Source organism: Sneathiella glossodoripedis JCM 23214 (genome assembly GCF_000616095.1).
In the GTDB taxonomy this organism is placed as follows: Bacteria; Pseudomonadota; Alphaproteobacteria; order Sneathiellales; family Sneathiellaceae; genus Sneathiella; species Sneathiella glossodoripedis.
The window spans coordinates 115,040-136,941 of sequence record NZ_BAMS01000006.1; the positions used below are offsets into that span (position 1 = coordinate 115,040).

General features: G+C 45.8%; 23 protein-coding genes and 1 pseudogene. 8 read left to right on the plus strand and 16 right to left on the minus strand.

The features are described 5' to 3' along the window. Nucleotides 1–87: 87 nt before the first annotated feature. The 4 genes from JCM23214_RS21580 to JCM23214_RS17165 all read right to left on the minus strand — a co-directional run bounded on the left by JCM23214_RS21580 (nucleotide 88) and on the right by JCM23214_RS17165 (nucleotide 3,438). The gene (locus JCM23214_RS21580) at nucleotides 88–576 is read right to left on the minus strand and encodes a DUF934 domain-containing protein (protein ID WP_037493883.1); all 489 of its coding nucleotides are present in this window, start codon (nucleotides 574–576) and stop codon (nucleotides 88–90) included. Then, entirely contained in the window at nucleotides 569–2,221 is a 1,653-nt protein-coding gene (locus JCM23214_RS17155) for a nitrite/sulfite reductase (RefSeq protein WP_025900015.1), read from the minus strand. Before JCM23214_RS17155 ends, JCM23214_RS21580 begins: the two co-directional genes overlap by 8 nt. A 27-nt stretch (nucleotides 2,222–2,248) precedes the next feature. Next, nucleotides 2,249–2,566, minus strand: coding sequence for a DUF2849 domain-containing protein (locus JCM23214_RS17160; protein ID WP_025900016.1), 318 nt, complete (start codon nucleotides 2,564–2,566; stop codon nucleotides 2,249–2,251). A 122-nt stretch (nucleotides 2,567–2,688) separates the two neighbouring features. Beyond that, nucleotides 2,689–3,438 (minus strand): phosphoadenylyl-sulfate reductase, encoded by a 750-nt coding sequence (locus JCM23214_RS17165; protein ID WP_025900017.1) that lies wholly within the window; start codon nucleotides 3,436–3,438, stop codon nucleotides 2,689–2,691. Nucleotides 3,439–3,605: 167 nt separating this feature from the next. On the opposite strand from JCM23214_RS17165, the gene JCM23214_RS17170 reads away from it, so the two are divergent. The 3 genes from JCM23214_RS17170 to JCM23214_RS17180 are packed head-to-tail and all read left to right on the plus strand — an operon-like array spanning nucleotide 3,606 to nucleotide 5,894. Beyond that, nucleotides 3,606–4,370 (plus strand): hypothetical protein, encoded by a 765-nt coding sequence (locus JCM23214_RS17170; RefSeq protein WP_148301927.1) that lies wholly within the window; start codon nucleotides 3,606–3,608, stop codon nucleotides 4,368–4,370. A 7-nt stretch (nucleotides 4,371–4,377) separates the two neighbouring features. Beyond that, the gene (locus tag JCM23214_RS17175; protein ID WP_025900019.1) at nucleotides 4,378–4,689 is read left to right on the plus strand and encodes a hypothetical protein; all 312 of its coding nucleotides are present in this window, start codon (nucleotides 4,378–4,380) and stop codon (nucleotides 4,687–4,689) included. Continuing rightward, nucleotides 4,686–5,894: a M48 family metalloprotease gene (locus tag JCM23214_RS17180; protein WP_025900020.1), complete on the plus strand. Its 1,209-nt coding sequence runs from the start codon at nucleotides 4,686–4,688 to the stop codon at nucleotides 5,892–5,894. Before JCM23214_RS17175 ends, JCM23214_RS17180 begins: the two co-directional genes overlap by 4 nt. Here JCM23214_RS17180 and JCM23214_RS17185 read toward each other — a convergent pair. The 5 genes and pseudogenes from JCM23214_RS17185 to secA form a co-directional block, all read right to left on the minus strand. Further along, nucleotides 5,891–6,703, minus strand: coding sequence for a hypothetical protein (locus JCM23214_RS17185; RefSeq protein ID WP_025900021.1), 813 nt, complete (start codon nucleotides 6,701–6,703; stop codon nucleotides 5,891–5,893). The genes JCM23214_RS17180 and JCM23214_RS17185 overlap by 4 nt on opposite strands. Before the next feature lie 125 nt (nucleotides 6,704–6,828). Continuing rightward, nucleotides 6,829–7,326 carry a CarD family transcriptional regulator gene (locus JCM23214_RS17190; protein ID WP_025900022.1) on the minus strand — a complete coding sequence of 166 codons (498 nt, stop codon included), beginning with the start codon at nucleotides 7,324–7,326 and terminating at the stop codon, nucleotides 6,829–6,831. 292 nt (nucleotides 7,327–7,618) lie between these two features. Further along, nucleotides 7,619–7,954, minus strand: a complete 336-nt coding sequence (fdxA, locus tag JCM23214_RS17195) for a ferredoxin FdxA (RefSeq protein WP_025900023.1) — start codon at nucleotides 7,952–7,954, stop codon at nucleotides 7,619–7,621. 109 nt (nucleotides 7,955–8,063) lie between these two features. Beyond that, complete coding sequence (locus JCM23214_RS17200; RefSeq protein ID WP_025900024.1) at nucleotides 8,064–8,519, minus strand: tellurite resistance TerB family protein; 456 nt, start codon at nucleotides 8,517–8,519, stop codon at nucleotides 8,064–8,066. A 31-nt stretch (nucleotides 8,520–8,550) separates the two neighbouring features. Next, nucleotides 8,551–11,213 (minus strand): annotated as a pseudogene (gene secA, locus JCM23214_RS26860) (preprotein translocase subunit SecA). Between the two features lie 315 nt (nucleotides 11,214–11,528). On the opposite strand from secA, the gene JCM23214_RS17210 reads away from it, so the two are divergent. Beyond that, the gene (locus JCM23214_RS17210; RefSeq protein WP_025900025.1) at nucleotides 11,529–12,443 is read left to right on the plus strand and encodes a peptidylprolyl isomerase; all 915 of its coding nucleotides are present in this window, start codon (nucleotides 11,529–11,531) and stop codon (nucleotides 12,441–12,443) included. A 51-nt stretch (nucleotides 12,444–12,494) separates the two neighbouring features. On the opposite strand, the gene JCM23214_RS17215 is transcribed toward JCM23214_RS17210, so the two are convergent. After that, nucleotides 12,495–12,935, minus strand: coding sequence for a DUF1178 family protein (locus JCM23214_RS17215; protein WP_025900026.1), 441 nt, complete (start codon nucleotides 12,933–12,935; stop codon nucleotides 12,495–12,497). Nucleotides 12,936–13,173: 238 nt separating this feature from the next. Between JCM23214_RS17215 and JCM23214_RS17220 the strand changes: the two genes are divergently transcribed. Continuing rightward, nucleotides 13,174–13,677 carry a class I SAM-dependent methyltransferase gene (locus JCM23214_RS17220; protein ID WP_025900027.1) on the plus strand — a complete coding sequence of 168 codons (504 nt, stop codon included), beginning with the start codon at nucleotides 13,174–13,176 and terminating at the stop codon, nucleotides 13,675–13,677. A gap of 159 nt (nucleotides 13,678–13,836) precedes the next feature. Next, nucleotides 13,837–15,078, plus strand: coding sequence for a hypothetical protein (locus tag JCM23214_RS17225; protein WP_025900028.1), 1,242 nt, complete (start codon nucleotides 13,837–13,839; stop codon nucleotides 15,076–15,078). A gap of 11 nt (nucleotides 15,079–15,089) precedes the next feature. On the opposite strand, the gene JCM23214_RS17230 is transcribed toward JCM23214_RS17225, so the two are convergent. From JCM23214_RS17230 to JCM23214_RS17240, 3 genes are read right to left on the minus strand one after another with little or no spacing between them, the layout of a single operon-like run. Then, complete coding sequence (locus tag JCM23214_RS17230) at nucleotides 15,090–15,947, minus strand: carbon-nitrogen hydrolase family protein (RefSeq protein WP_025900029.1); 858 nt, start codon at nucleotides 15,945–15,947, stop codon at nucleotides 15,090–15,092. A 14-nt stretch (nucleotides 15,948–15,961) separates the two neighbouring features. Beyond that, nucleotides 15,962–16,219 (minus strand): glutaredoxin 3, encoded by a 258-nt coding sequence (gene grxC / locus JCM23214_RS17235; RefSeq protein WP_025900030.1) that lies wholly within the window; start codon nucleotides 16,217–16,219, stop codon nucleotides 15,962–15,964. Nucleotides 16,220–16,247: 28 nt separating this feature from the next. Further along, the gene (locus tag JCM23214_RS17240; protein WP_159104385.1) at nucleotides 16,248–16,961 is read right to left on the minus strand and encodes a ComF family protein; all 714 of its coding nucleotides are present in this window, start codon (nucleotides 16,959–16,961) and stop codon (nucleotides 16,248–16,250) included. Nucleotides 16,962–17,185: 224 nt separating this feature from the next. Here JCM23214_RS17240 and JCM23214_RS17245 point away from each other — a divergent pair, with 224 nt between their 5' ends. Then, nucleotides 17,186–18,016 carry a methyltransferase domain-containing protein gene (locus JCM23214_RS17245; protein WP_199899708.1) on the plus strand — a complete coding sequence of 277 codons (831 nt, stop codon included), beginning with the start codon at nucleotides 17,186–17,188 and terminating at the stop codon, nucleotides 18,014–18,016. Here the strand turns inward: JCM23214_RS17245 and mutT are convergent. The 3 genes from mutT to ubiG all read right to left on the minus strand — a co-directional run bounded on the left by mutT (nucleotide 18,013) and on the right by ubiG (nucleotide 20,506). Further along, a complete protein-coding gene (gene mutT, locus JCM23214_RS17250; RefSeq protein ID WP_025900033.1) occupies nucleotides 18,013–18,420 on the minus strand; it encodes an 8-oxo-dGTP diphosphatase MutT in 408 nt (135 codons plus the stop codon). The genes JCM23214_RS17245 and mutT overlap by 4 nt on opposite strands. A gap of 9 nt (nucleotides 18,421–18,429) precedes the next feature. Then, entirely contained in the window at nucleotides 18,430–19,656 is a 1,227-nt protein-coding gene (gene argJ, locus JCM23214_RS17255; RefSeq protein ID WP_025900034.1) for a bifunctional glutamate N-acetyltransferase/amino-acid acetyltransferase ArgJ, read from the minus strand. A 79-nt stretch (nucleotides 19,657–19,735) separates the two neighbouring features. Then, on the minus strand, nucleotides 19,736–20,506 hold the full coding sequence (gene ubiG, locus JCM23214_RS17260) for a bifunctional 2-polyprenyl-6-hydroxyphenol methylase/3-demethylubiquinol 3-O-methyltransferase UbiG (RefSeq protein ID WP_025900035.1): 771 nt from the start codon (nucleotides 20,504–20,506) through the stop codon (nucleotides 19,736–19,738). Between the two features lie 173 nt (nucleotides 20,507–20,679). Between ubiG and JCM23214_RS17265 the strand changes: the two genes are divergently transcribed. Continuing rightward, nucleotides 20,680–21,900: an aspartate kinase gene (locus JCM23214_RS17265; protein WP_025900036.1), complete on the plus strand. Its 1,221-nt coding sequence runs from the start codon at nucleotides 20,680–20,682 to the stop codon at nucleotides 21,898–21,900. The last annotated feature ends 2 nt before the right edge of the window (nucleotides 21,901–21,902 follow it).

Here is a 21,902-nt window from a genome sequence, read left to right on the forward strand (position 1 = left end):
AAAGAACGCCTGAGCTGACAGGGTAGCCCAGGCGTTCCATAGAAAGTGAGATTTGAAAAAAGGGGGAATCTCACTCAGGGGATTTCGTTATCTCCGCCAAATTGGCAATTCTTCATCGCATGCAGGTTGATAGGTGACGGTCATTTCGTCGAAAGCGGCAATGACGCTTGGGATATCCTGATCTTCGCGTAGCTCAAAAGAGTTAAAGCCGCACCGTTGCATGTAAAAAACCTGATCTTGCAGGACATCACCAACCGCGCGGATTTCGCCTTTATAGCCATACCGCTCACGCAGGAGGCGAGCTTGAGTAAAGGCTCTGCCATCAGCCATTTTAGGGAATTGCAGAACAATCAGATCCAATCTATCGAGATCATCTTTTAAAGCCGCAACATCGTCAGTGTTTTCCAGAATAACGCCAAGTTTTCCGTTGCGAAGGAGTAATTCTTCACGTTTGTTCTGCCATTCTTCCATAGGGATGTAGATATCGCCGCCTGGTAGGCTATCAATATCTTCAAGCCCGGTATAGGGCATCCAGCTATCTTCTTGCGGCTTTCTATCCTTAATAAACTTACCCATAGAGCCTCTCCTTGAAAGGGGCCTGACCAAGACGTCTATATGTGGTGAGGAAAGTTTCTGTTTCATCTTCCCGGTTTTCCAGATAGACATCGAGTACTTTACTGACAGCATCTACAATTTCGTCCGCTGTAAATGCTGGGCCAATAATTTTACCAATGGATGCATCTTCACGAGCGCTGCCGCCCAGTGTCAGTTGATAGACCTCAACACCTTTCTTGTTCACGCCCAGTATACCGATGTTCGCGACATGGTGATGACCGCATGCGTTTATGCATCCTGAAATGTTCAGGCTGATATCACCGAGATCATTCAAATAATCATAGCTGTCAAAGCGTTCGGTCAAAGCCTGCGCAATGGGGATAGAGCGGGCTGTCGCCAGTGCGCAGTAATCCATGCCCGGGCAAGAAATAAGATCAGTCAAATGATTATAGTTCGGCGTTGCCAAATCTAGTGATTTAAGCTCTTTCCAAAGCCGATGCAGGTCCTTCAGTTTGACATCTGATAACACCAAATTCTGACGATGTGTGGAGCGAATAGCACCGAGTGAATATTTGTCTGCCAAGTCCGCAATTGCGTCCATTTGATTGGCGGTAACGTCTCCGGCGGGTTGATTCCGCGATTTTAAGGACAAGTATACGACCCTGTAACCATCTTTTTTGTGCAATTCGACATTCTTGTCTGCCCAATGTGCAAATTCCGGGTCAGATAATATCGCAGCGTCATAATCAGCGTCAAAGTCGCTTAATGTCTCGTATTCTGGATCCTTGAAATGGGCTTTGATATTTTCAATGTCTTCGTCGCGCAGACGCAGTCCGTTGTCTTTTATTTGGCTCCATTCCTCTTCGACAAGCTCACGGAACTTGTCCTCACCGGTTTCATGGACGGTGATTTTGATTCGCGCCTTATACATGTTGTCGCGCCGACCCAAACGGTTATACACGCGCAAAATGGCTTCCAGATAAGTCAGCATATCATGTGGATCAAGAAACGGATTGATAAGTTTCCCGATCATCGGCGTGCGACCCAGTCCACCGCCTACATAAATTTCAAGTCCCAGTTTACCAGCATCGTTTTTAACGAGGCGGACGCCAATATCATGTACGGCGACAGCTGCGCGGTCATGTGTGGCCCCGCTCACTGCGATCTTGAACTTGCGCGGCAGGAAGTTGAATTCCGGGTGGAATGTCGACCATTGCCGGATCAGTTCGCAATATGGACGTGGATCTTCGATCTCATCCCGCGCAACACCAGCAAGTGGGTCTGACGTTGTGTTTCTAATGCAGTTCCCGCTTGTTTGAATGGCGTGCATTTCAACTTTCGCCAGATCATCGAGAATTTGCGGGACGTCTTCCAGCTTTGGCCAATTATACTGAATGTTTTGGCGTGTGCTGAAATGGCCGTAACCTCTGTCGTATTTGCGTGCGATATGGGCCAGTGTCCGCATCTGATTTGATGAAAGCAGACCATAAGGTACCGCTACTCGTAACATGTAGGCATGCAGTTGCAGATACAGGCCATTACGAAGTCGCTGATGTTTAAACTCTTCTTCAGACAGATCGCCATTTAATCGACGCTGGACCTGATCACGGAACTGACTCACTCTTTCTTGCAAGAGTTGGTGGTCCGCCTGGGAATATTGATACATTTTCTAGCTCGGTAATTTCAGATATGCTTAAGCGGCGTGCTGACCGGATAATCCAGACCCAGATTGTGGCAGGGAGATAGTTGGTCCGTAAGCACGAATTCGCTCGCGATTTTCAACAGGCTCAAGGCCATTTGCAGTCTGTGTAACTTCAACTGCATATGCGCCGACCACGATATTTTCTTTTTCTGAACGCTCAGCCTCAGCTTTCAGGCTGTCGATTGAGTTTTCATCAACAGCTGTTGCTTTGTTCAGATCAGTTGACCAGGAAATTCCATCTTCATCGATGCACAGGTAGGCAACCAAGCCTTCTTTAAGCAGCGACGCTGAGTAAACCTGAAGTGTCATCGACTTTCTCCTTTTTTGTAATATCGCACTCAGAATATGTAGAACTATGGCTACAATACATAAATATTTTTATTTACGCAATATATATGTAGTTTAAATTTTTACCACATAAAAATTGTGTATTAATTCAAATGTGAAATTGAACTGGCCGAAGGCAGATGAATTCCGCATTCGGTTTTGTCTTGACCCGCCCAGCGACCAGATCTCGCATCCTCGCCATCTTGCGTGCGTGTAGTGCAAGGCATACACCCGATTGATTTAAAGCCATCAGCTACCAGAGGGTGCGGAGGTAAGTTCTTTTCAAGAAATGCAGTTTTAATGTCAGTGTCAGTCCAGTGTAGGAGCGGATTGATTTTGATAAAACTGTCGGCGTCCTCAATAGCTTCCAAACTTTCGCGATGGGCGTTTTGGAACCGTTTTCTGCCAGTAATCCATCCTTTGAAGCCTGCATTTTCTAGAGTTTTTAATGCCTTTTGGAGGGGTAGAACTTTGCGGATTTCACAGCATTTATCGCTATCTTGAGTGAAGAGCATGTCATCCGGATCAATGTTTTCCAAATCCCCGCTGTCTGGCTTGATAATCCTTACATCTTCCAGGCCCAAATATTCGGTTATCTGCCGTTGATATCTTAGGGTTTCACCAAAAAGACGGCGGGTGTCCAGAAAAATCACAGGAATTGTGGGGTCAACCTTGGCCACTAGATCAAGAAGAACAACCGCTTCAGCGCCAAAGGAGGACGTCATCATAATTTTACCGCCCAGTTCGCTGTGAACCAAAGATTCAATCAGTTCCGCACTATCCAAATGCCCATACTCACCACGTAACTTAGCGGCGAGGGCCTCTGTAGATGTTTCGATAGATGATGCACGCATGGAATTACCCTTCAATCTAACTGATACGCCAAATTTATTGTTATTATTTTTAATATCAATAAAAAAATGTTTAATTATATTAAATACATTTTTTTTATGTGTTTTATTTAATGTCAGACAGTCTAGGGAAATTATGTTAAAGTTAAACACTTAAAAGGGGTGGTTTGTTGCGATCATTTAACGTCATCATGCTAAAAAAGCTTTGTAATCTGTGTGGTTGGGCGGGGCTGATGTTTCTCGTCAGTGTAACGACCACATATGCAGATAGTAATACAAGACACCGCTTTCGTTTGGCTCAGGAGCTGCCCAAACTGGCGTTTGATGACCTTGAAATTTATATGCAATATGCGACTTCCATCACATTTGAAATAAAAGACGCGACTCATGGCTCGCTGAAATTTCAAGAATCCGGGCTCATTAAAAACAGATTTGGTGAGCCTTTTAAGCGTGTGTTGCATTCATCCCAAGGGCATTTACGTGAGTTTCTAATTAGCGAAGGTATGGCTGTTTACAATGGGCTCGGTCCTTATCCTGAAAAAATTCGAAACAGTCTGCTTTCGCAGGAGAAAAAGGCTCGGGCATTAAAAAAGGGTGTTTGGGCTACTCTCGACATATTCGAGAGTGCGACGTTAGAAGGCCAAGCTGTTGAGCCCGGTTTTTCACTCATACAGGGTCAGGTAAAAACTGTTGCAAAAAGGAGGAGTGGTACATACTTAAACTTCGGAGATAACTGGGATACAGATTTTACTGCCGCAATTTCGCCTTCAGCTTCGAGTAGATTTAAGGGGCAAGGTTGGAAGTTGGCAGAGCTGCAAGGAGCGACCATTCGGATCAGAGGATGGTTGAGAAATTACGGCGGGCCATTTATGCAGGTATATTTTCCGGAGCAAATAGAGATCCTGAATGAGAACAATACCCTACGTGAGGAGTAACCGTGTGATGCGTGCTATGTCGCTGGATGATCTGAGAACATTGTTTTTGAACAGCCTAATGTTACTTACTGCGTCAATTTGTTTGGCCTTTCCAGTTTCTTCGGCCAGAGCGCAGACCGAAACCCATGTAGCTGATCTGTTTTCGATATTTGAGCCCTCAAATGAAAAAGAAATCGGTGCACAGCAGCACAAGAAAATTGTAGCTCAGTACGGCGGCGAATATAAGCATGATGGTTTGAATGAGTATGTGCTTGATATCGTACTTCGAATTGTAACTGTTACCGAAAAAAGAAATGAGCTTGGCAGGTCACGATATTGAATAGTCCAGTGGTAAATGCATTCGCGTTGCCCGGTGGATATGTCTATGTCACTCGGGGTTTGTTGGCGATGGCTAACAATGAAGCCGAAGTGGCGGGAGTATTAGCGCATGAAGTGGGCCACGTAATCGCGCGTCATGGAGTAGAGCGTCAGTCGAGAGCGACAGGAATGGGCTTGCTTGGTGCTATTGCCGGTATATTAACCCAAAGTGCTGACGTCGCTCGTTTGGGGCAAACAGTTGGCGGTCTCTTTCTAGCTGACTATTCTCGTGATCAGGAATATGAGGCTGACAGGCTTGGAGTGAAGTACCTTGGGTTGGCTGGCTATCCAAGGGAAGCCATGGCAGATTTCCTGCAACGGCTTGAGGATCATTCTGAATATGCGGCTAAGGTCGCAGGTAAAGAAGGCAAGTCCGGTCAGTATGATTTCTTTGCCTCTCATCCTCAGACGGAAGATAGAATTGAAAAAGCCAATCAACTTGCACGTTTACAGAAAGATGATCTGAATCGTAGCTATGGTACTGAAAGGTATCTGCTGGCTATTGATGGAATGCTATACGGTGATGATATCAAGGAAGGTGTTATCCGAGGGCGAGAGTTTTTACACCCTGATCTTCGACTGGCATTTAAAGCTCCAAAAGGATTTCAGCTTATAAACTCAACACGGGCTGTGTACGCAAAAGATGGCCGAGGTAATCAGATGGTGTTTGATCTGGATCCACGCGGCTTGCGTGATATGTCTATTGACCAATATATGAGTACAGTCTGGCTCAAAAAAGTTAATCATAATCGCCCTGAAATCATTCAGGTCGGGGGTGCTGTCGGTGCGAAAACCAGATTTGTTGTTAATCAGAATGGCCGAAAAATTTATGTGACAGCCGTTGTGATTAATTTTGGGTACGACAAAGTCGCTCGATTTGCCTATCATTCTCGTGCTCGTTCGAGTGAATTGGAAGCTAGGTATGAGGAAAGTTACTCGAGCTTTCGGCCAATGACTTATGATGAGGCGGCAGAAATTAAATCAGTGCAGCTCGTTATACAGAAAGTGAATTATAACGAGAGTCTGGATGATCTGGTTGGAGAAATGGTGCAGTCCTCTCATACGCGAGATTTGTTTTTATTGTTAAACCCCGTATTCAAAACGCGGGATCCGGCTCGCGGAGATACATATAAAACCTTGATGTATGGAACCCAAGAGGGGCGCTAGCTTGACGCAATTAAGTCGTCAATCTCACCATCAAGGGTGATACAGGCAGCGCTTAAGGGGCCGTCAAACCCGCATCCGCTATCGAGAGATATTGTGTGAGCCGTTTCCAGAACGCCACCATGTGATCGGTCAAACCCTCTGATAACACGTTTAAAGCCTGAATACGGTTCGCCGATTTTATCAAAATAACCACTTCCCCACCAGAACGTGTCTGTTTGTTCAGTGACCGGGCGGCTGGGGTCAATTCCTGCATGGACAAAGAGTAATTCACCGTTGGACGTATAAGCAGCCCTACGCAAGGAAATCAGGATGTCGTTGTGGCCCGGATGGCTTTGTATTGTATCTCTTAACCGTCCCGTCCATCTGGTCGTTGCCAAGATTCCTTCGCGTAGATAACCGCGTGCTTCCTGTTCGCTGGAGTCATAGGCTTGCAGAGTTTCCTCAATCCCGTGCTCAATCATCCAGTCAAAGACACCACTTGGATCGCTGGCGAGTTGGATTTGCATGAGTTTGCGCAACATTTCTTCCTGCGCACCCCTTAGGAAGACGATATCTTCGGGGATCATGCCAGGTTGGCTCAAACGATCTGTTCGAAATCGCAGGAGCTCGTTAAACACGCCTTTGATATCAGAACCGTGGCCGATGTAATTCCCTAGATACACCAGTCGATCGCCCGATTGCCACCGTCTTTCCATTACTTCGTGGAGTTCACGGAGCTTAGCGGCTTCGCCATGAATGCAGGATACAGCCCAAACACGTTGTGCGGCAGATATGCATCCAAATTTTTCACTATGTGCGTTCGGTTTCATCGAAACCTACAATGAATCGTCTGATTCGCTTTTTCAAGTCTTACATTCAAAATTTACGAAAAATTAACAAAAAAAAGCCCGACATAGGCCGGGCTTTCGTAAATTTGCGTAATCTGAAGGGGGTTTTAAGCCGCTTTCAGCACCTGCTGAAGCTTTTCAGTTGCGGCATCGTCTTCAATTTTTTCGACAACAGCCAGCTCACGAGAGAGACGTTCAAGTGCAGCTTCATAAATCTGACGTTCACTATAGGATTGATCAGGCTGATCATCGTTACGATGCAGATCGCGAACAACTTCCGCTATCTGGATAGGGTCGCCGGAATTAATTTTGGCTTCATATTCCTGCGCACGTCGGCTCCACATGGTTCGCTTGATGCGAGCTTTGCCTTTGAGGGTGTCTAGCGCAGTTTTCATTTTTTTGGGTGAGGAAAGTGCCCGCATGCCTACGCTTTTCGCTTTCGCAATCGGGACACGAAGAGTCATTTTTTCGTGCATAAAGTCGACAACATACAGTGTCAGGCTCATACCTGAAATTTCTTGCTCTTCAATGCTAACAACCTGACCGACACCATGTGTTGGATATACAACATGATCCAGCGGCGAGAATTCCAACTCTTTAGACATTCAATTCCTTCTCTTCAGTATGGGCAACGTCGAAGCGAAAAAAAGAGCGACCAGAATATCACAGGACGCTACAGCTGACGTTGTTCCACTTTTCAAGGCGATTTGATCGCAATCGAATATGTTTACGGATTAAAAATCCAAAGTTTGGGCGCAATTGAGAAAACAAAATCAACGCGCTGAAACTTAAACATACAAGGACTATATCATAAATTAGAGCAAAATGCTAATGGGAAACCATAGCAAATGTTGCGGGACAGATATTCCCGTCCCGCATGGCTTTCAAAACCAGAGATTAGCTGTCGCCTGGATTTGGGCTGAAATGGGCTTCGAATTTGCCTTCTTTCCCGTTCCAGTCATCCGCATCCGCAGGTGCGTCCCCTTTTTGGGTAATGTTTGGCCATTTTTCACTATATTCACGATTCACTTCGAGGAATTTCTCTGCGACTTCCTCTGTGTCAGGTAAAATAGCTTCAGCAGGGCATTCAGGTTCACACACACCGCAATCAATACATTCATCGGGGTGAATAACCAGCATGTTTTCACCTTCGTAAAAGCAGTCCACGGGGCAGACCTCAACGCAGTCCATGAACTTGCATTTGATGCAGTTTTCGGTAACGACGTAGGTCATTATTTTTCTCCAGCTCTTTGGATATCAAGTCTCAGATAAATACGGATTATCTTCATTGCTGCGTAAATACAACCCTTTTTCTTGTGAAGATATCCCCTAAAAAAGCGATTTACCTGCTTTGACGTTGTTCAACAAGCTTTCGCACTCTGCCACTTTCAACGTCATCTACGTAGATTAGGCCGCAAACCCGACGGATAAGATTTGCCTCATAGTCGCTGACACTGCCATCTGCATATGCCATTTCCCAGAGCATTTCAATTATATGTACCCTATCGTCATAAGGGACATTTTCTTTTACTGTACGGGTAAAATACAAGATTTGGTCTGAATTTTCATGGGCTTTTTCAGCCTGTGAAACCACGGTTTGAACCTCTTGTGCGTTCATGTCGTAATGGCGAACAAGTAGGTCGCAAATCATCTGCTTTTCGGCTTCGCAATAGGTGTCATCAGACAAGGCTGCCTCTAACATGAGAGCAGCTGTCGCAACCCGGGTTTCTTCTTCAGACGATGTCGGAGCAATCGCGGCTTCGTTTCCACCGAGCAGTTTTTTAAGTTTAGCAAGCATGCGTGACCCTTATTTACGTGTGTTTGCTTGATTAAAGCGCGCCATGGCAGTGCTTGTACTTTCTGCCAGATCCACAAGGGCAGGGATCATTTCGGCGAACCTTGCCCCAGTTTTCCCCTGAAGGTGCACTCTCTACTTCATTTTCACCCGTTACAGGATCTATGTGAGTTGCCTGAAGCTCCTCTTCGTTGGGCTCCTCTCGTTGAATTACCGTTTCGGGGTTTTGTAATTCAACATGACTGAGGTAGCTGGTGACGCTGACATGAAGTTGGTCCAGCATGGCTTGGAACATATTGAACGCTTCAGTTTTGTATTCGTTAAGAGGGTCTTTTTGCGCATAAGCGCGTAAAGAAACCGATTGTCGCAAATGGTCCAGTTGCAACAAATGCTCTTTCCAGGTCTGATCCAAAATTTGCAGGAGCAGGCTTTTTTCCACCATGCGCATGACGTCAGGGCCATATTTGGCAGCTTTTTCAGCCATCTTGCGATTAATATTATCGTTAAGACGATCTCGAATTTCTTCGTCTGCAATGCCTTCTTCCGCAGCCCATTCGGATATGGGAAGATCGAGCCCGAGAACTTCTCTAACCTCTTCAGTCAGCCCGTTGATATCCCATTGTTCAGGGTAGGCCTTTTCGGGGATATGGCGGGAAACCATCTGGTCAATCACATCTGCGCGCATATCCTTGATGGTTTCAGAAACGTCGCTCTGGTTCATCAAATCAATACGTTGCTCATAGATGACCTTGCGCTGGTCATTCATTACATCATCAAACTTAAGCAAGTTCTTGCGGATGTCGTAGTTTCTGGCTTCCACTTTTTGCTGGGCTTTTTCAAGCGCTTTGTTGATCCAGGGGTGAATAATTGCCTCACCATCTTCCAGCCCAAGCTTACGTAGCATACCATCCATTCGTTCGGAACCAAATATCCGCATCAGATCGTCCTGCAAGGACAGATAGAAACGGCTGGTGCCGGGATCGCCCTGACGCCCAGAGCGTCCGCGAAGTTGGTTATCGATGCGGCGTGACTCGTGACGCTCGGTGCCGATGACGAATAGTCCGCCTGCTTCGAGTACTTTTTTCTTCTGCTCCGCTGTATCCGCTTCGATTTCCGCATTAATGCGGGAAATCTCCGCTTCGTCAGTTAACCCACGAGTTCGTTCAGCAATCATCATTTCGGTATTGCCGCCCAGTTTGATGTCAGTTCCGCGTCCTGCCATATTTGTCGCGATCGTCACAGCTCCGATGCGGCCCGCTTGCGCGATGATTTCAGCTTCCTGTTCATGATATCTGGCATTAAGGACACTGTGTTTGATTTTTTTCTTTTTCAGAATTTCAGATAACATTTCCGATTTTTCAATCGAAACTGTTCCCACCAGCACCGGCTGTCCCCTCTGTTGGCATTCATCAATGGTTTTAACAATAGCAGCATACTTTTCTTCTGCTGTTCGATATATCTCATCATCAACGTCCTGCCGCTGGACAGGAACATTGGTTGGAATTTCGACAACCTGCAGTCCATAAATTTCTGCAAATTCTTCTGCTTCAGTCGCAGCCGTACCGGTCATACCCGATAGTTTGTCGTATAATCGGAAGTAATTTTGAAAAGTGATAGAGGCCAATGTCTGGTTTTCCGGTTGGATGGCAACATTTTCTTTTGCCTCCAGAGCCTGATGCAGGCCATCGGAATAACGCCGTCCGTCCATCATCGGCCGGTAAATTCATCAATAATAACAACCTTGTTGTCTTTGACGATGTAGTCTTTGTCGCGTGTGAAGAGTTTATGTGCTCTTAAAGCCTGATTGGCATGATGAACTGCGGCCACGTTTTCAACATCATACAGATTGTCACCTTTTAATAATCCTGCTTCATCCAGCAGTTTTTCAATGGTTTCAGTTCCCTCTTCGGTGAAGCTGACAGACTTGGCTTTTTCATCGACTTCGTAATCAGTTTCAGACAGTTTAGGGATGATTTCATTTACTGCGCGGTATAACTCGGAGCTATCTTCAGCTGGCCCGGATATGATCAATGGGGTTCGGGCTTCGTCAATCAGGATGCTGTCTACTTCGTCCACCACAGCAAAGTTGAAGCCACGTTGAACCATGGATTCCGCTTCAAATTTCATGTTGTCGCGAAGGTAATCAAACCCAAACTCGTTGTTTGTTCCGTAGGTAATGTCACATGCGTAAGCCGCGCGACGTTCCTGCTCTTCAATACCGCTGGCAATACATCCGACGGTCATGCCGAGTCTGTGATACACTTTCGACATCCATTCACTATCTCGTTGAGCGAGATAATCATTTACGGTGACAACATGGACGCCTTTACCATCAAGAGCATTCAGATACGCCGCCAGAGTCGATACCAGCGTTTTACCTTCACCGGTTTTCATTTCGGTGATTTTGCCTTGATGTAGCACAATGCCGCCCATTAACTGAACGTCATAATGGCGCTCACCCAAGCCTCTGCGGGCTGCCTCTCGTACTGCGGCGAAAGCATCTGGAAGTAATGCATCCAGTGTTTGCCCTTCTTCACGCAGTTTTTTGAATTCAAGTGTTTTGGCTTTTAGTTCGTCGTCAGAAAGCGCTGTATATTTATCCTCAAGAGCGTTGATTTTATCGACCGTCGCCTGGATAGGTTTTAAAATCCGATCATTTGAAGATCCAAAAATTTTTCTGGCTAATGTACCAAACATAGATGCCCTGACTCCGATAACGCTTCTACTCAAGCTGGTATTGGCCGGTTCGATTGAATGACTTACCAAGCTGGAAATTACAAATTAGATATGGTGACAGATAAGCGGGATGTGGGGTTCTGTCAATCTATCGCGCGTATCTGCATAGAATTCATATGGCATTTATGAATTATTGCTGTTTTCGCATCAGTTTTTTCAACAATGCTTGTGAATGACGCTAAATGGCCTATATTTCGCACATTGGTGAAAACGAGCTGACACATAGACCATGTGTTGGTCGCTTTCTGATTCTTAAGAAAACCTGGGAACGAAATTATGAAATTAGGAAATCTCCTCGCACTTGTTGTGGTTGCTGGAGTATCAGGCGCAGCGGGCTTTTATTTTGGCATGGAGCGGGACTCATTGCTGAGCACAAGTGCAGAGGCACCTGAAAGTAAAGCCACTGACGCCAATGACAAAGTTGTCGCGACAGTTGATGGCAGTGAAATAAGAGAATCTGACGTTCGCAGGGTCTATGACAGTTTGCCGCCCCAGTATAAACAAGCTCCGTTTGCATTGATCAAGACGCAGCTTGTTGAACAGCTTGTGAATATGCGGATTATTCAAAATGCAGCAAAAGAACAGGAATTTGATAAGCAATCTGAGTTTTCAGATCGTGTCGCTGATGTAAAAGATCAGTTACTGCAAGAATACTATATTCAAAAGAAAATTGATGCGGCTGTCACTGAGGATGCTTTGAAAGCGGAGTATGACAAAGCAACATCTGAGTTTGTCCCCGCTAAAGAAGTTCATGCTCGCCACATTCTGCTGGAAAATGAAGAAAAAGCCAAAGAAGTGATCGAGCTTCTAGAGGGCGGAGGAAATTTCATTGAATTGGCCAAAGAGCACTCAACTGGTCCTTCCGGGCCAAACGGTGGTGATTTGGGATATTTTGAAAAAGAGCGGATGGTGCCGGAATTCGCAGAAGCTGCGTTTGCTATGGAAGTTGGTAGTTTTTCCAAAGAGCCTGTGCAAACACAGTTTGGTTGGCATGTCATTTATGTTGAGGATAGCCGCGATACATCGCCGCCAGCCTATGACGATATGAAAGAAACGCTCAAGCAGACACTGACCAATCAGACAGTCAATGATCTACTGGATAGCCTTAAAGAAAAAGCAGTTGTCAATATTGTTGAAGGGGCACCTTCTGCTGAAGCTCCCGCAAAGGAAGAAGGCGCAGATAAAGAATAGCTTGTTAGATCAAGTAAACGACAAAGCCCGCTTCATTGCGGGCTTTGTTTATTAGGCGTCAGAGTTAGGGAGCCAAGGAATGGTTGCTATTTCAACTCCTTCTTCAATTAGCTCTGCTTTTTCGCTTTCACTGGCTTCGCCATAAATTCCGCGTTTTTCAGTTTCGCCATAATGAATTTTTCTGGCTTCTTCAGCGAAATTTGTTCCAACATAATCGCAATTGCTCTCTACATTTTTCTTAAGTTCTTTCAGGGCTTTCAGGACAGTTTCAAACTGTTGAACATCGTTTGTCTGAACTGAAGCCGCTGTTGTATCCCTGCTGGATCCTTTTTTGGGGACAGACGGGGCCATCAGAGCTTTTTCAACATTGTTTGAGCCACAGATCGCGCAGGTTACGACATTTTTTTCGACCTGCTCGTCAAATGCTGAACTATTTTTGAACCAGGCTTCAAAATTATGGTTTCTATCGCATTTAAGATTGTATTTAATCATTTTAGGATACGTCACATGACAATTGAAAGCTGATGTATTGCCACTTAATTAAACACAAGGCCGCTTAATTTCAAGATTTATACACTACCCAGCTAAACAGGTTTCTGTTTGAAAAATCTCTTTTAGCTGAAACTTATCTGCAGTTCATGGTTACAATCCAGACCAAATCAGCATTGGATATTTGGTCATGATACTATTTGGTTATTTTTCTCTCGCTTAGGGTCGAGGAGGTCGTCAGGTGCAGCATTCAGAGTGGATTGAAAAACACCACGAAAAGATTTGCCCAAATGGTTTAGTGCTTGATCTTGCCTGCGGGGCAGGGCGAAATTCCGTGTTTTTATTGGGCAAAGGTTTCAGGGTACTTGCCGTTGATATTGATGTTTTGAAACTGCAAGAGTTCCAGCGGCACAAAAATTTACTGTTGATACAGGCCGATCTGGAGGGCGGATTGTGGCCATTTGCAGAAAAGGTTTTTGATGCGATTGTGGTTACAAATTATCTCTGGCGTCCGTTATTTCCAAAAATTGCGTTTTCTCTGAAAACAGAAGGTGTCGTTCTGTACGAGACTTTTGCGAGTGGAAACGAGAAATATGGCAGACCAAAAAATCCCGATTTTCTGTTGCAACCCGGAGAATTGCCAAAGCAGTTTGATGGTTTCTCTGTTTTGGATTATTATCATGGGGAGGTAAAAACTCCTAAACCTGCAGTAAAGCAGGCAATTGCAGCGAAGCGCGTTGTTTAGCTTCATCTCTTCCGTTCAGTTTCGATGCAATACAGTGTGTCGTGCTTATTGAAGTTTCCATTCGTAATTTATGAACCTTGAAGAAGTCTGGTCCGACTTAATGTCAACGGCAATTTATTGCCTGGATACTCAAGTGATCTTTTGAACGAGGAGATAGAGATGTCAAAAACAGGGTTGTCGGCCAAAAATTTCGTAACGATAAGCAGTATTTTTGTCGCTTGTATTGGATCGGCTGCGGCCAATTCTCCGCGGAGTAACTCTTCACAGGTAGAAGATGTCACCCTGTCGCAGGTCGGGATTAATTTTCATGTGACGCTAAAGAATATGGCGGCGAACAAACATGTCGATAATATAGACATCCAGCCCGAGAAAAATACGTTCAACATCCCCTTAAAGGGGTATGTAAAGTGTAAAAAAAGCAAGAAGATTGAGTTCACTAAAGCGCAAGTGTATTTCGGGACGGTCAAACGCGTTGGCAAAAATGTTGAGCCGATTAGCGTTCTGCACGATGCAACATACCACCCTTCCTTTGCCGAATGGACCGGCGTGTTTGGTGGTTGGGTGACGGAAGCTGGGAATTCTGATCCCTTTGTCGTTCCGTTGAACAAGGTGAAGAATGGGCACCCGGCAATTCGATTTGACCCCTTAGCCTTGTTTAATGAAAAACTGCAGGCTCACATCAACGGCGGCGGTAGTAAAATCGAGTTTTTAAAGCAGGATCAATATATCAACGTCAACAGGCCGATTAGTCTTGCTGGAACATGCCGGGAAGCAGAAACGTTCAGTAAATCAACAAATGGTTCTGGGTACATTACTGCTAGTATACCGCTAACCATCATGTACAAAGGTGATGCCAAGATTTTTGGCGGAATGGGAGGAGGCAATATCGCCAATCAGTTGGCAGCTCCATTTCAGGTTACGTCCGCTTCAGTTACGCCGCACATCAAGGATTATGTTGGAAAATGTCCGGTCGACTTGAAGTTTCGGGTTGCCTTTAATGCTCAGGGGAGCGGCGATATAAAATTCAGGTTGGTGAGTGAACAGGGTGCAAAGGGACCGATTAAATCCATCAACATCACTAAAAATGACAATGGTGTAAAAGTTTTTGATTTCGCAAGATCTATACAAGAAGCCAAACAGGGTGGATTTGATAATACCAAACTGGCCACACCTCAACAGAATAACGGCTCGATCAATCAGTTTGCGCAGCAACCTATGACCAAGAAAACCGGGTCCTGGAGAGTGGAGCTGGTTGAGCCCAAAAAAATGATCACGGAGGAAAGCTATTATAGTTGGAAATGCGAAACTCCAAAGGGTCCTGGCGATATCAAACAAGTAAAACCCAAACGTGCAACGCCCAAACCGATTGTTCCTGAAGGTTTGATTATCAACACGAACTAAGGCTTTTTATTCTACTCCGCCGCCTTATTTGAGCTTTGCGATATGGAAAGTTCAAATGGGCGGATGTTTTTCAGGTTCGGAACCTGATTGCGGCGTTTCTGAACCAGTTCCATATTGATTTCTGCTGAAATAAATCCCGGTGTATCTCCGCCATCAGCCAGGACCTCTCCCCATGGATCAACGATTAGAGAGTGACCGTATGTTCTGCGCTTTTCGGAATGTTTTCCGCATTGAGCGGCGGCAATGACAAACGCACCATTTTCGATTGCTCTCGCCCGTAGGAGGGTATGCCAGTGAGCGAGGCCTGTTGTATGAGTGAACGCCGCTGGCACCGTAAATATTTCTGCTCCGCCTTTGAACGCCAGTGTTTGATAAAGATGAGAAAACCTCACGTCATAGCAGATGGTCATCCCAAGTTGTCCCCACGGTAGAGGGGTGCTGACCGCCAAGTCGCCAGGAGCATAGGCGCTGGATTCCCTGTGGCTTTCCCCATTGTCAAGCTGCACATCAAACATATGAATTTTATCATATTTTGCTGCGATTTGACCATCCGGGGAAATGAGAAAGCATCTGTTGGCGAGGCGGTCTTCGTCCGGTTTTTTGATGACAAGCGATCCTGCTTGTACCCAGATTTTATTTTCCTCAGCAAACGAACGAAAGGCTGCCAGAGTAATGTCATCCTCTTCAAAAGCTGCTTTTTCTCGTGCGGCAGCTTTATGTGGCTCCATCATGTTTGTTACTTCGGGTGTTGATATAAAATCAGCACCGTCTTTAACCGCGCCCGACATCAGAGAAAGAGCAGTATCAAGGTTTTCTTCCGGATCGTTACTCGATGTCAGTTGGATACAGGCTGCCTTGAACTTTGTCATAATAGACCTTTGAATTATGGTTGAAGAAGTGGGTCCAGTTTTCCAGCAGCATCCAGTTTGTGGATATAGTCACAATCACCAATATGCTGTCCGTTGATGAAAATTTGCGGTACCGATGTCGCGCCGCCAGATAAACGGCTCATTTCTTTGCGGCCGTTAAGATCGCTGGTTACATCAATTTCCTTAAAATGCACCCCTTTACTTTTCAGTAGTGATTTCGCACGGGAACAGTAAGGACAAAACATTGTTGTGTAAATTTCGACTGAAGACATTTTACTCGTTACCTTGTTTTAAAACTGATTATATAGGTATTTTGGTGGCTCTCACAACCCGGCTAAGGGTGAGTGCCGTAACTTTCTCAACGTTGGCCTCTTTCAGGCAGGTGGCGCAGGCGTTCAATGTTGCACCAGTTGTAAATACGTCGTCAACAAGTAGCACATGTTTGGGTAGGTTTTCAGAATCCCAAGCAGGATTTACCTTAAAAGCATTTCTTACATTCTTGACGCGTTCTTTTGCGCTTTTTGTACCTTGTGAGGGCGTGTTTTTAACCCGTATCAGCAGGTCTGGAATATACGGGAGCGATAGTTGATCTGAAATTGTTTTGGCAAGTAATCCGGCTTGATTGTATTTGCGTTGTCGAAGTCTTTTGGTGTGAAGTGGCACAGGACATATAACGCTTTCAGGATCAATGGTTTCTTTCGCAATGCGTGTTAGCCAACTAGCGAAGGAGGGGGCCAGATCTGTTCTGTCGGAGTGTTTAAAGGCCAATATGGATGCCCTTATTGCGTCATCATATTTCAGCGCCGAGACTGCATGATCGAACGCTGGAGGAGAGGTGAGGCAACTTGCGCATTTCATGTCAACTTCTTCCTCATAATCGAATGGATAACCGCATTGACTGCATTTCGGGTCTGTGATGAAGGTGAGTTCAGACCAGCAAGAAGCACAAAATGAGCCTGGTTTGTCGACTATTTCACGGCAGCCGGGGCATTGCGAGGGGAACAGGAGATCCAATAGCTTGTCTTGCAGACCGGTTTTCAGATTATGAATCGAAGAGGTAAGCGTCATAAACAAATATTAGTTGATATAAGGCTTGCTGCAAACAACTTATTGAAGCTAATTCCCATGTTGCTTGGGCTCGGGGTGCATGCGATAAGTTCGTGATGGAAAAAAACACGTTTCAAAATCAGAGTCCTTTGTTATTTGACCGCGAATTGCTGCGCCTGAGGCGCAAAAGGGTGAAAACACTAAACTGGGCCCACAGTCGTTTCTTGTTTGACGAGGTTTCAAACAGGTTGGCAGAGAGGCTGCTGGATATTGATCGTACATTTGACAAGGCGCTGGATTTGGGGTGTCACACCGGAGCTTTTGGTCACCAAATAAGTACTATGGGAAGAGCCTTGGGTGTAATTGCTGCTGATCTGAGCGATGACCTGATGGATAAAAGTCAAGGATATCCGTTGGCTTTCGCTGACGAGGAGTATTTACCTTTTGCGCCGACCAGTTTTGATTTAATCGGAAGTGTGCTGTCATTACATTGGGTGAATGATTTGCCAGGATCGCTTGTTCAGATTTTCAGATGTTTGAAAGCGGACGGGTTGTTTCTGGGTGCGATGTTCGGAGCAGAGACACTCACTGAACTAAAAGACTGCTTGATGACCGCAGAATTGGAATTAACCGGAGGGGTAAGCCCAAGGGTTTCCCCTTTTGTGGATGTTAGAGATGCGGGCTCCCTACTGCAAAGGGCCGGCTTTGCTTTGCCTGTTACGGATTCTGAAATATTAACCCTGAAATACCAGAATATGTTTGCCCTGATGCATGAACTGCGAGCAATGGGAGAGACAAATGCTCTGGTTGAACGGCCCAAAACTTTTAGCAGTAGAAAGCTCTTTATGAGGGCTGCGGAAATTTATCACGAAAAGTATCAGGATCAGGATGGTCTTGTCCCCGCAACGTTCCAGATCGTTTATCTTGCTGGTTGGGCGCCCCATGAAAGTCAGCAGAAACCTTTGACACGAGGCAGTGGCGTGACAAGTCTAAAGGAAGTGCTTGGCTCTAAGTCCGATTAAAGAAGGTCTCTGAGCATTGCGATAAGAGGAATATCCGCGGGGGGCATGTCGAAATCCTTGAGCTGATTGGCTCGTACCCATTTTAGGGTTTGCCCTTCTTGAGGGGCTGGAGTTCCAGACCATCGTCGGCACACATAAAGCGGCATCAATAAATGGAATTTTTCATAGGTATGGCTGGCAAATGTGAACGGAGCAAGGCATGCCGCAGTTACATCAATATTTAGCTCTTCTTTGAGCTCCCTAATTAAAGCGTCTTCCGGGATTTCACCATCTTCGACTTTGCCGCCGGGAAATTCCCAAAGTCCAGCCATCGATTTGCCCTTAGGGCGTTGGGCAATCATAATACGATTGTCGTCGTCAACAAGGGCAACAGCGACAACAACTACTGTCGAAAGAGAAGTCAAAACACTGTCCTAGCTACGATAATCTGCATTTATGTCGATATAGCCATGCGTTAAATCGCATGTCCACGCAAAGGCTTGCCCGTTACCAACGCCGACATTAACCGAGATAGTAATGTCCTGTCCCTTCATAAGGGGTACAATGTCATTTTCATCATAGGTGACGAGTTTTTCTCCATTTGCGGCAATGTCTACGCCACATACAGAAATAGAAAGCTTGTCACGGTCTGCTTTTTCGCCTGATTTGCCAACGGCCATGACAATTCGCCCCCAATTCGCATCTTCGCCTGCAATCGCTGTTTTAACGAGCGGTGAATTTGCAATAGCGAGTGCTATTGTCTTTGCAGATGAGTCACTTTCTGCGCCCGAGACTGAAACAGTTATAAATTTGCTGGCACCTTCACCATCGCGAGCAATTTGCTGGGCCAGGTTTTGCATCACAGTTCTTAAAGCGGTTCTGAAGCCTTCCAGATCTGCATCATCCGCAGTCTTTGGCGCTTCGTTCGCTGCTGCGCCCGTCGCAAATAATAGAACACTGTCACTTGTTGAAGTGTCGCTATCAACGGTCACGCAATTGAAGCTGCGCTCGTTTTCTTCACTCAAAAGAACCTGAAGAATATTGCTTGGAATAGCTGCATCGGTAAACAGAAATGCGAGCATGGTTGCCATATCTGGGGCGATCATGCCGGAACCTTTAGCAATGCCACAGATTGTGATCTTCTTCCCTTTTAGCTGACAAGTAGCACTGGCGCCTTTGGCAAATGTATCCGTTGTCAAAATAGCATTTGCCGCATCTGCAAGGACGTCGTCTTTAAGCTGGTCTGCAAGAACAGGGATGGCATTTGTCAGTTTATCCAACGGGATTTGTTCCCCGATAACACCAGTAGATGCTATAAACACTTCATGGGGTGCGCATTCGAGACTTTTTGCCGTTGCATTTGCAGTCTCCTCAACAGTTTGAGCTCCCGCCTTGCCTGTAAACACATTTGCGATACCAGCATTTACCACCAACGCACGGGCATATCCACCGGGTAGAATCTTGCGGCCCCAATCTACTGGCGCGCCTGGCATGCTGTTGCGCGTAAATACTCCTGCAACGGTTGTCCCCTCTCGCAAAGAGGCCAGCAATAAATCGTCACGCCCTTTATACCGCATGCCAGAATTGGTAGTTGCAAATGTTACTCCAGAAACTGGTGGCAGATCTGGAAAATGATCTGGTGCCAAAGGTGACTTGTCCATAAATCAAAGCCTCTATAAATGAGTTAAGCTGACCTGATAATTTATTCCGGTGTGCAGGTCAAATGCTGTCGACTGAAAATTATAATGTATTAGCGAGCCGTGTCGCGCATAGCATGTAATTGACACTTAAATCCTTACTCAGGCTCCAGGTCGCGTCAATTGGGTTGTAAGACGCACCTTTGATCTCTTTGATTTGCAGATCATTTTGTCGCAGAAGACTGACAACTTCGGATGGCCGAAGAAACTTTTTCCAGTTATGGGTGCCCACCGGAAGCCAGCGCAAAATATATTCTGCCCCGACAATCGCGAGTGCATAGCTTTTGAGGGTTCTGTTCAGTGTTGCCACGAACATTAGGCCACCCGGTTTCAGCATCTGGCAGCAGGATTTTGAAAAACCTTCCAAATCTGCGACATGTTCGATGACTTCCATGTTGAGGATAACATCAAATTTCTCCCCTGTAGCTGCCAACTCTTCCGCTGTGGTGTGGCGATAATCGATTTGTAATCCAGATTGTTCCGCGTGCAATGAAGCAACTTTTATATTTGTGCTGGACGCATCTGCAGCAACAACCTCAGCGCCCAGTCGAGCCATTGGTTCTGATAATAGTCCGCCGCCACAACCAATATCCAGTAGCCTTAAGCCTTTTAGAGGTTTGAGGGAAAGTGGAGCGTTGGGTTCCAGATCGAGGAAATGTTTTATCACTTGATCTCGAATGTAGGCGATCCGTAATGGATTGAACTTGTGCAATGGTTTAAATTTCCCACTTTCGTCCCACCACTCGTCTGCCATTGAAGCGAAATTTTTGATTTCCTGAGGGTCAACAGATTTTGAGTTTGCTGCTTCTGTCATTTTGGCTCGTAATTTTTTTTTTCAAAAATGCTAATTTATTGGCTGCAAAGCTTGCCCAGCAACCCTTGTTAAGTATATGTATACGCTCCTTCTGGGTTTAAAGGTACCCTAGGAATTGAAAAATGCCTGTGTACCTTTAAAAAATGGTTTGATTTTGAAAGGTTTGTGCGCAGATGGCACGGCTGGTAATGAAATTTGGGGGAACGTCGGTCGGCTCTGTAGAGCGGATCAAAAATGTTGCCCAGCGCGTAAAAAAAGAAGTTGAAGCAGGTCACGAGGTTGCTGTGGTCGTCTCCGCGATGTCAGGCGAAACCAACAGGCTTGTTCAATTAACGTCAGAGGTCGCATCTCTGCACGATGCGCGTGAATATGATGTGGTTGTCTCCAGTGGTGAGCAGGTGACGGTTGGTCTTTTATCCATGGCTTTGCAGGACCTTGGAATTAATGCTCGTTCTTGGCTGGGATGGCAGGTGCCGATAAAAACCAGTGCAGTGCATGGATCCGCGCGAATTGAAGAAATTGACTGTTCGGAAATCGTCAAGCGGTTTGCAGATGGTCAGGTGGCTGTTTGTGCCGGCTTTCAGGGTATTGGGTCGGATGCCCGAATTACCACGCTTGGTCGGGGTGGGTCCGATACTTCTGCTGTCGCGCTGGCGGCAGCATTGGAGGCGGATCGGTGCGATATTTACACGGATGTGGACGGGATTTATACGGCCGATCCAAGAATCGCGACAAAAGCTTCCAAGCTTGATAGAATTACTTATGAAGAAATGTTGGAGCTGGCATCTCTTGGTGCGAAAGTTCTGCAAACCCGATCTGTCGAAATGGCAATGAAGCATCGGGTGAAATTACAGGTTCTCTCCAGCTTTGAGGAGTTGCCGGGAACTTTGGTTGTTGATGAGGAAGACATTGTGGAACAACATGTAGTTAGCGGCGTTACCTATACGCGGGATGAAGCAAAAGTGACTTTGCAGCAGGTGAGCGACACTCCCGGTATTGCGGCTACGGTTTTCGGAGCTCTCGCCGATGCTCACGTGAATGTGGATATGATCGTGCAGAATGTGTCGGAAAACGGTAAGGCAACGGATTTAACCTTTACTGTAGGTAAAAATGATTTGCAGCCTGCTCTTAAAGTGCTGGAAGGCCTGAAAGACAAGGTGAACTGTAAAGCGTTGGTTCCAGATCCGAATGTTGTGAAGGTGTCAATTGTGGGCATGGGAATGCGCAGTCATGCCGGAGTTGCGCAGACTATGTTTGCAGCTCTTGCTGAAAAAGGTATTAATATTCAGGTGATTTCGACTTCCGAAATTAAGGTGAGTGTGTTGCTTGCCGAAGAATATACCGAACTGGCAGTGAGAACATTGCATAGTGCTTTCAATCTGGACGCAGCGTAACA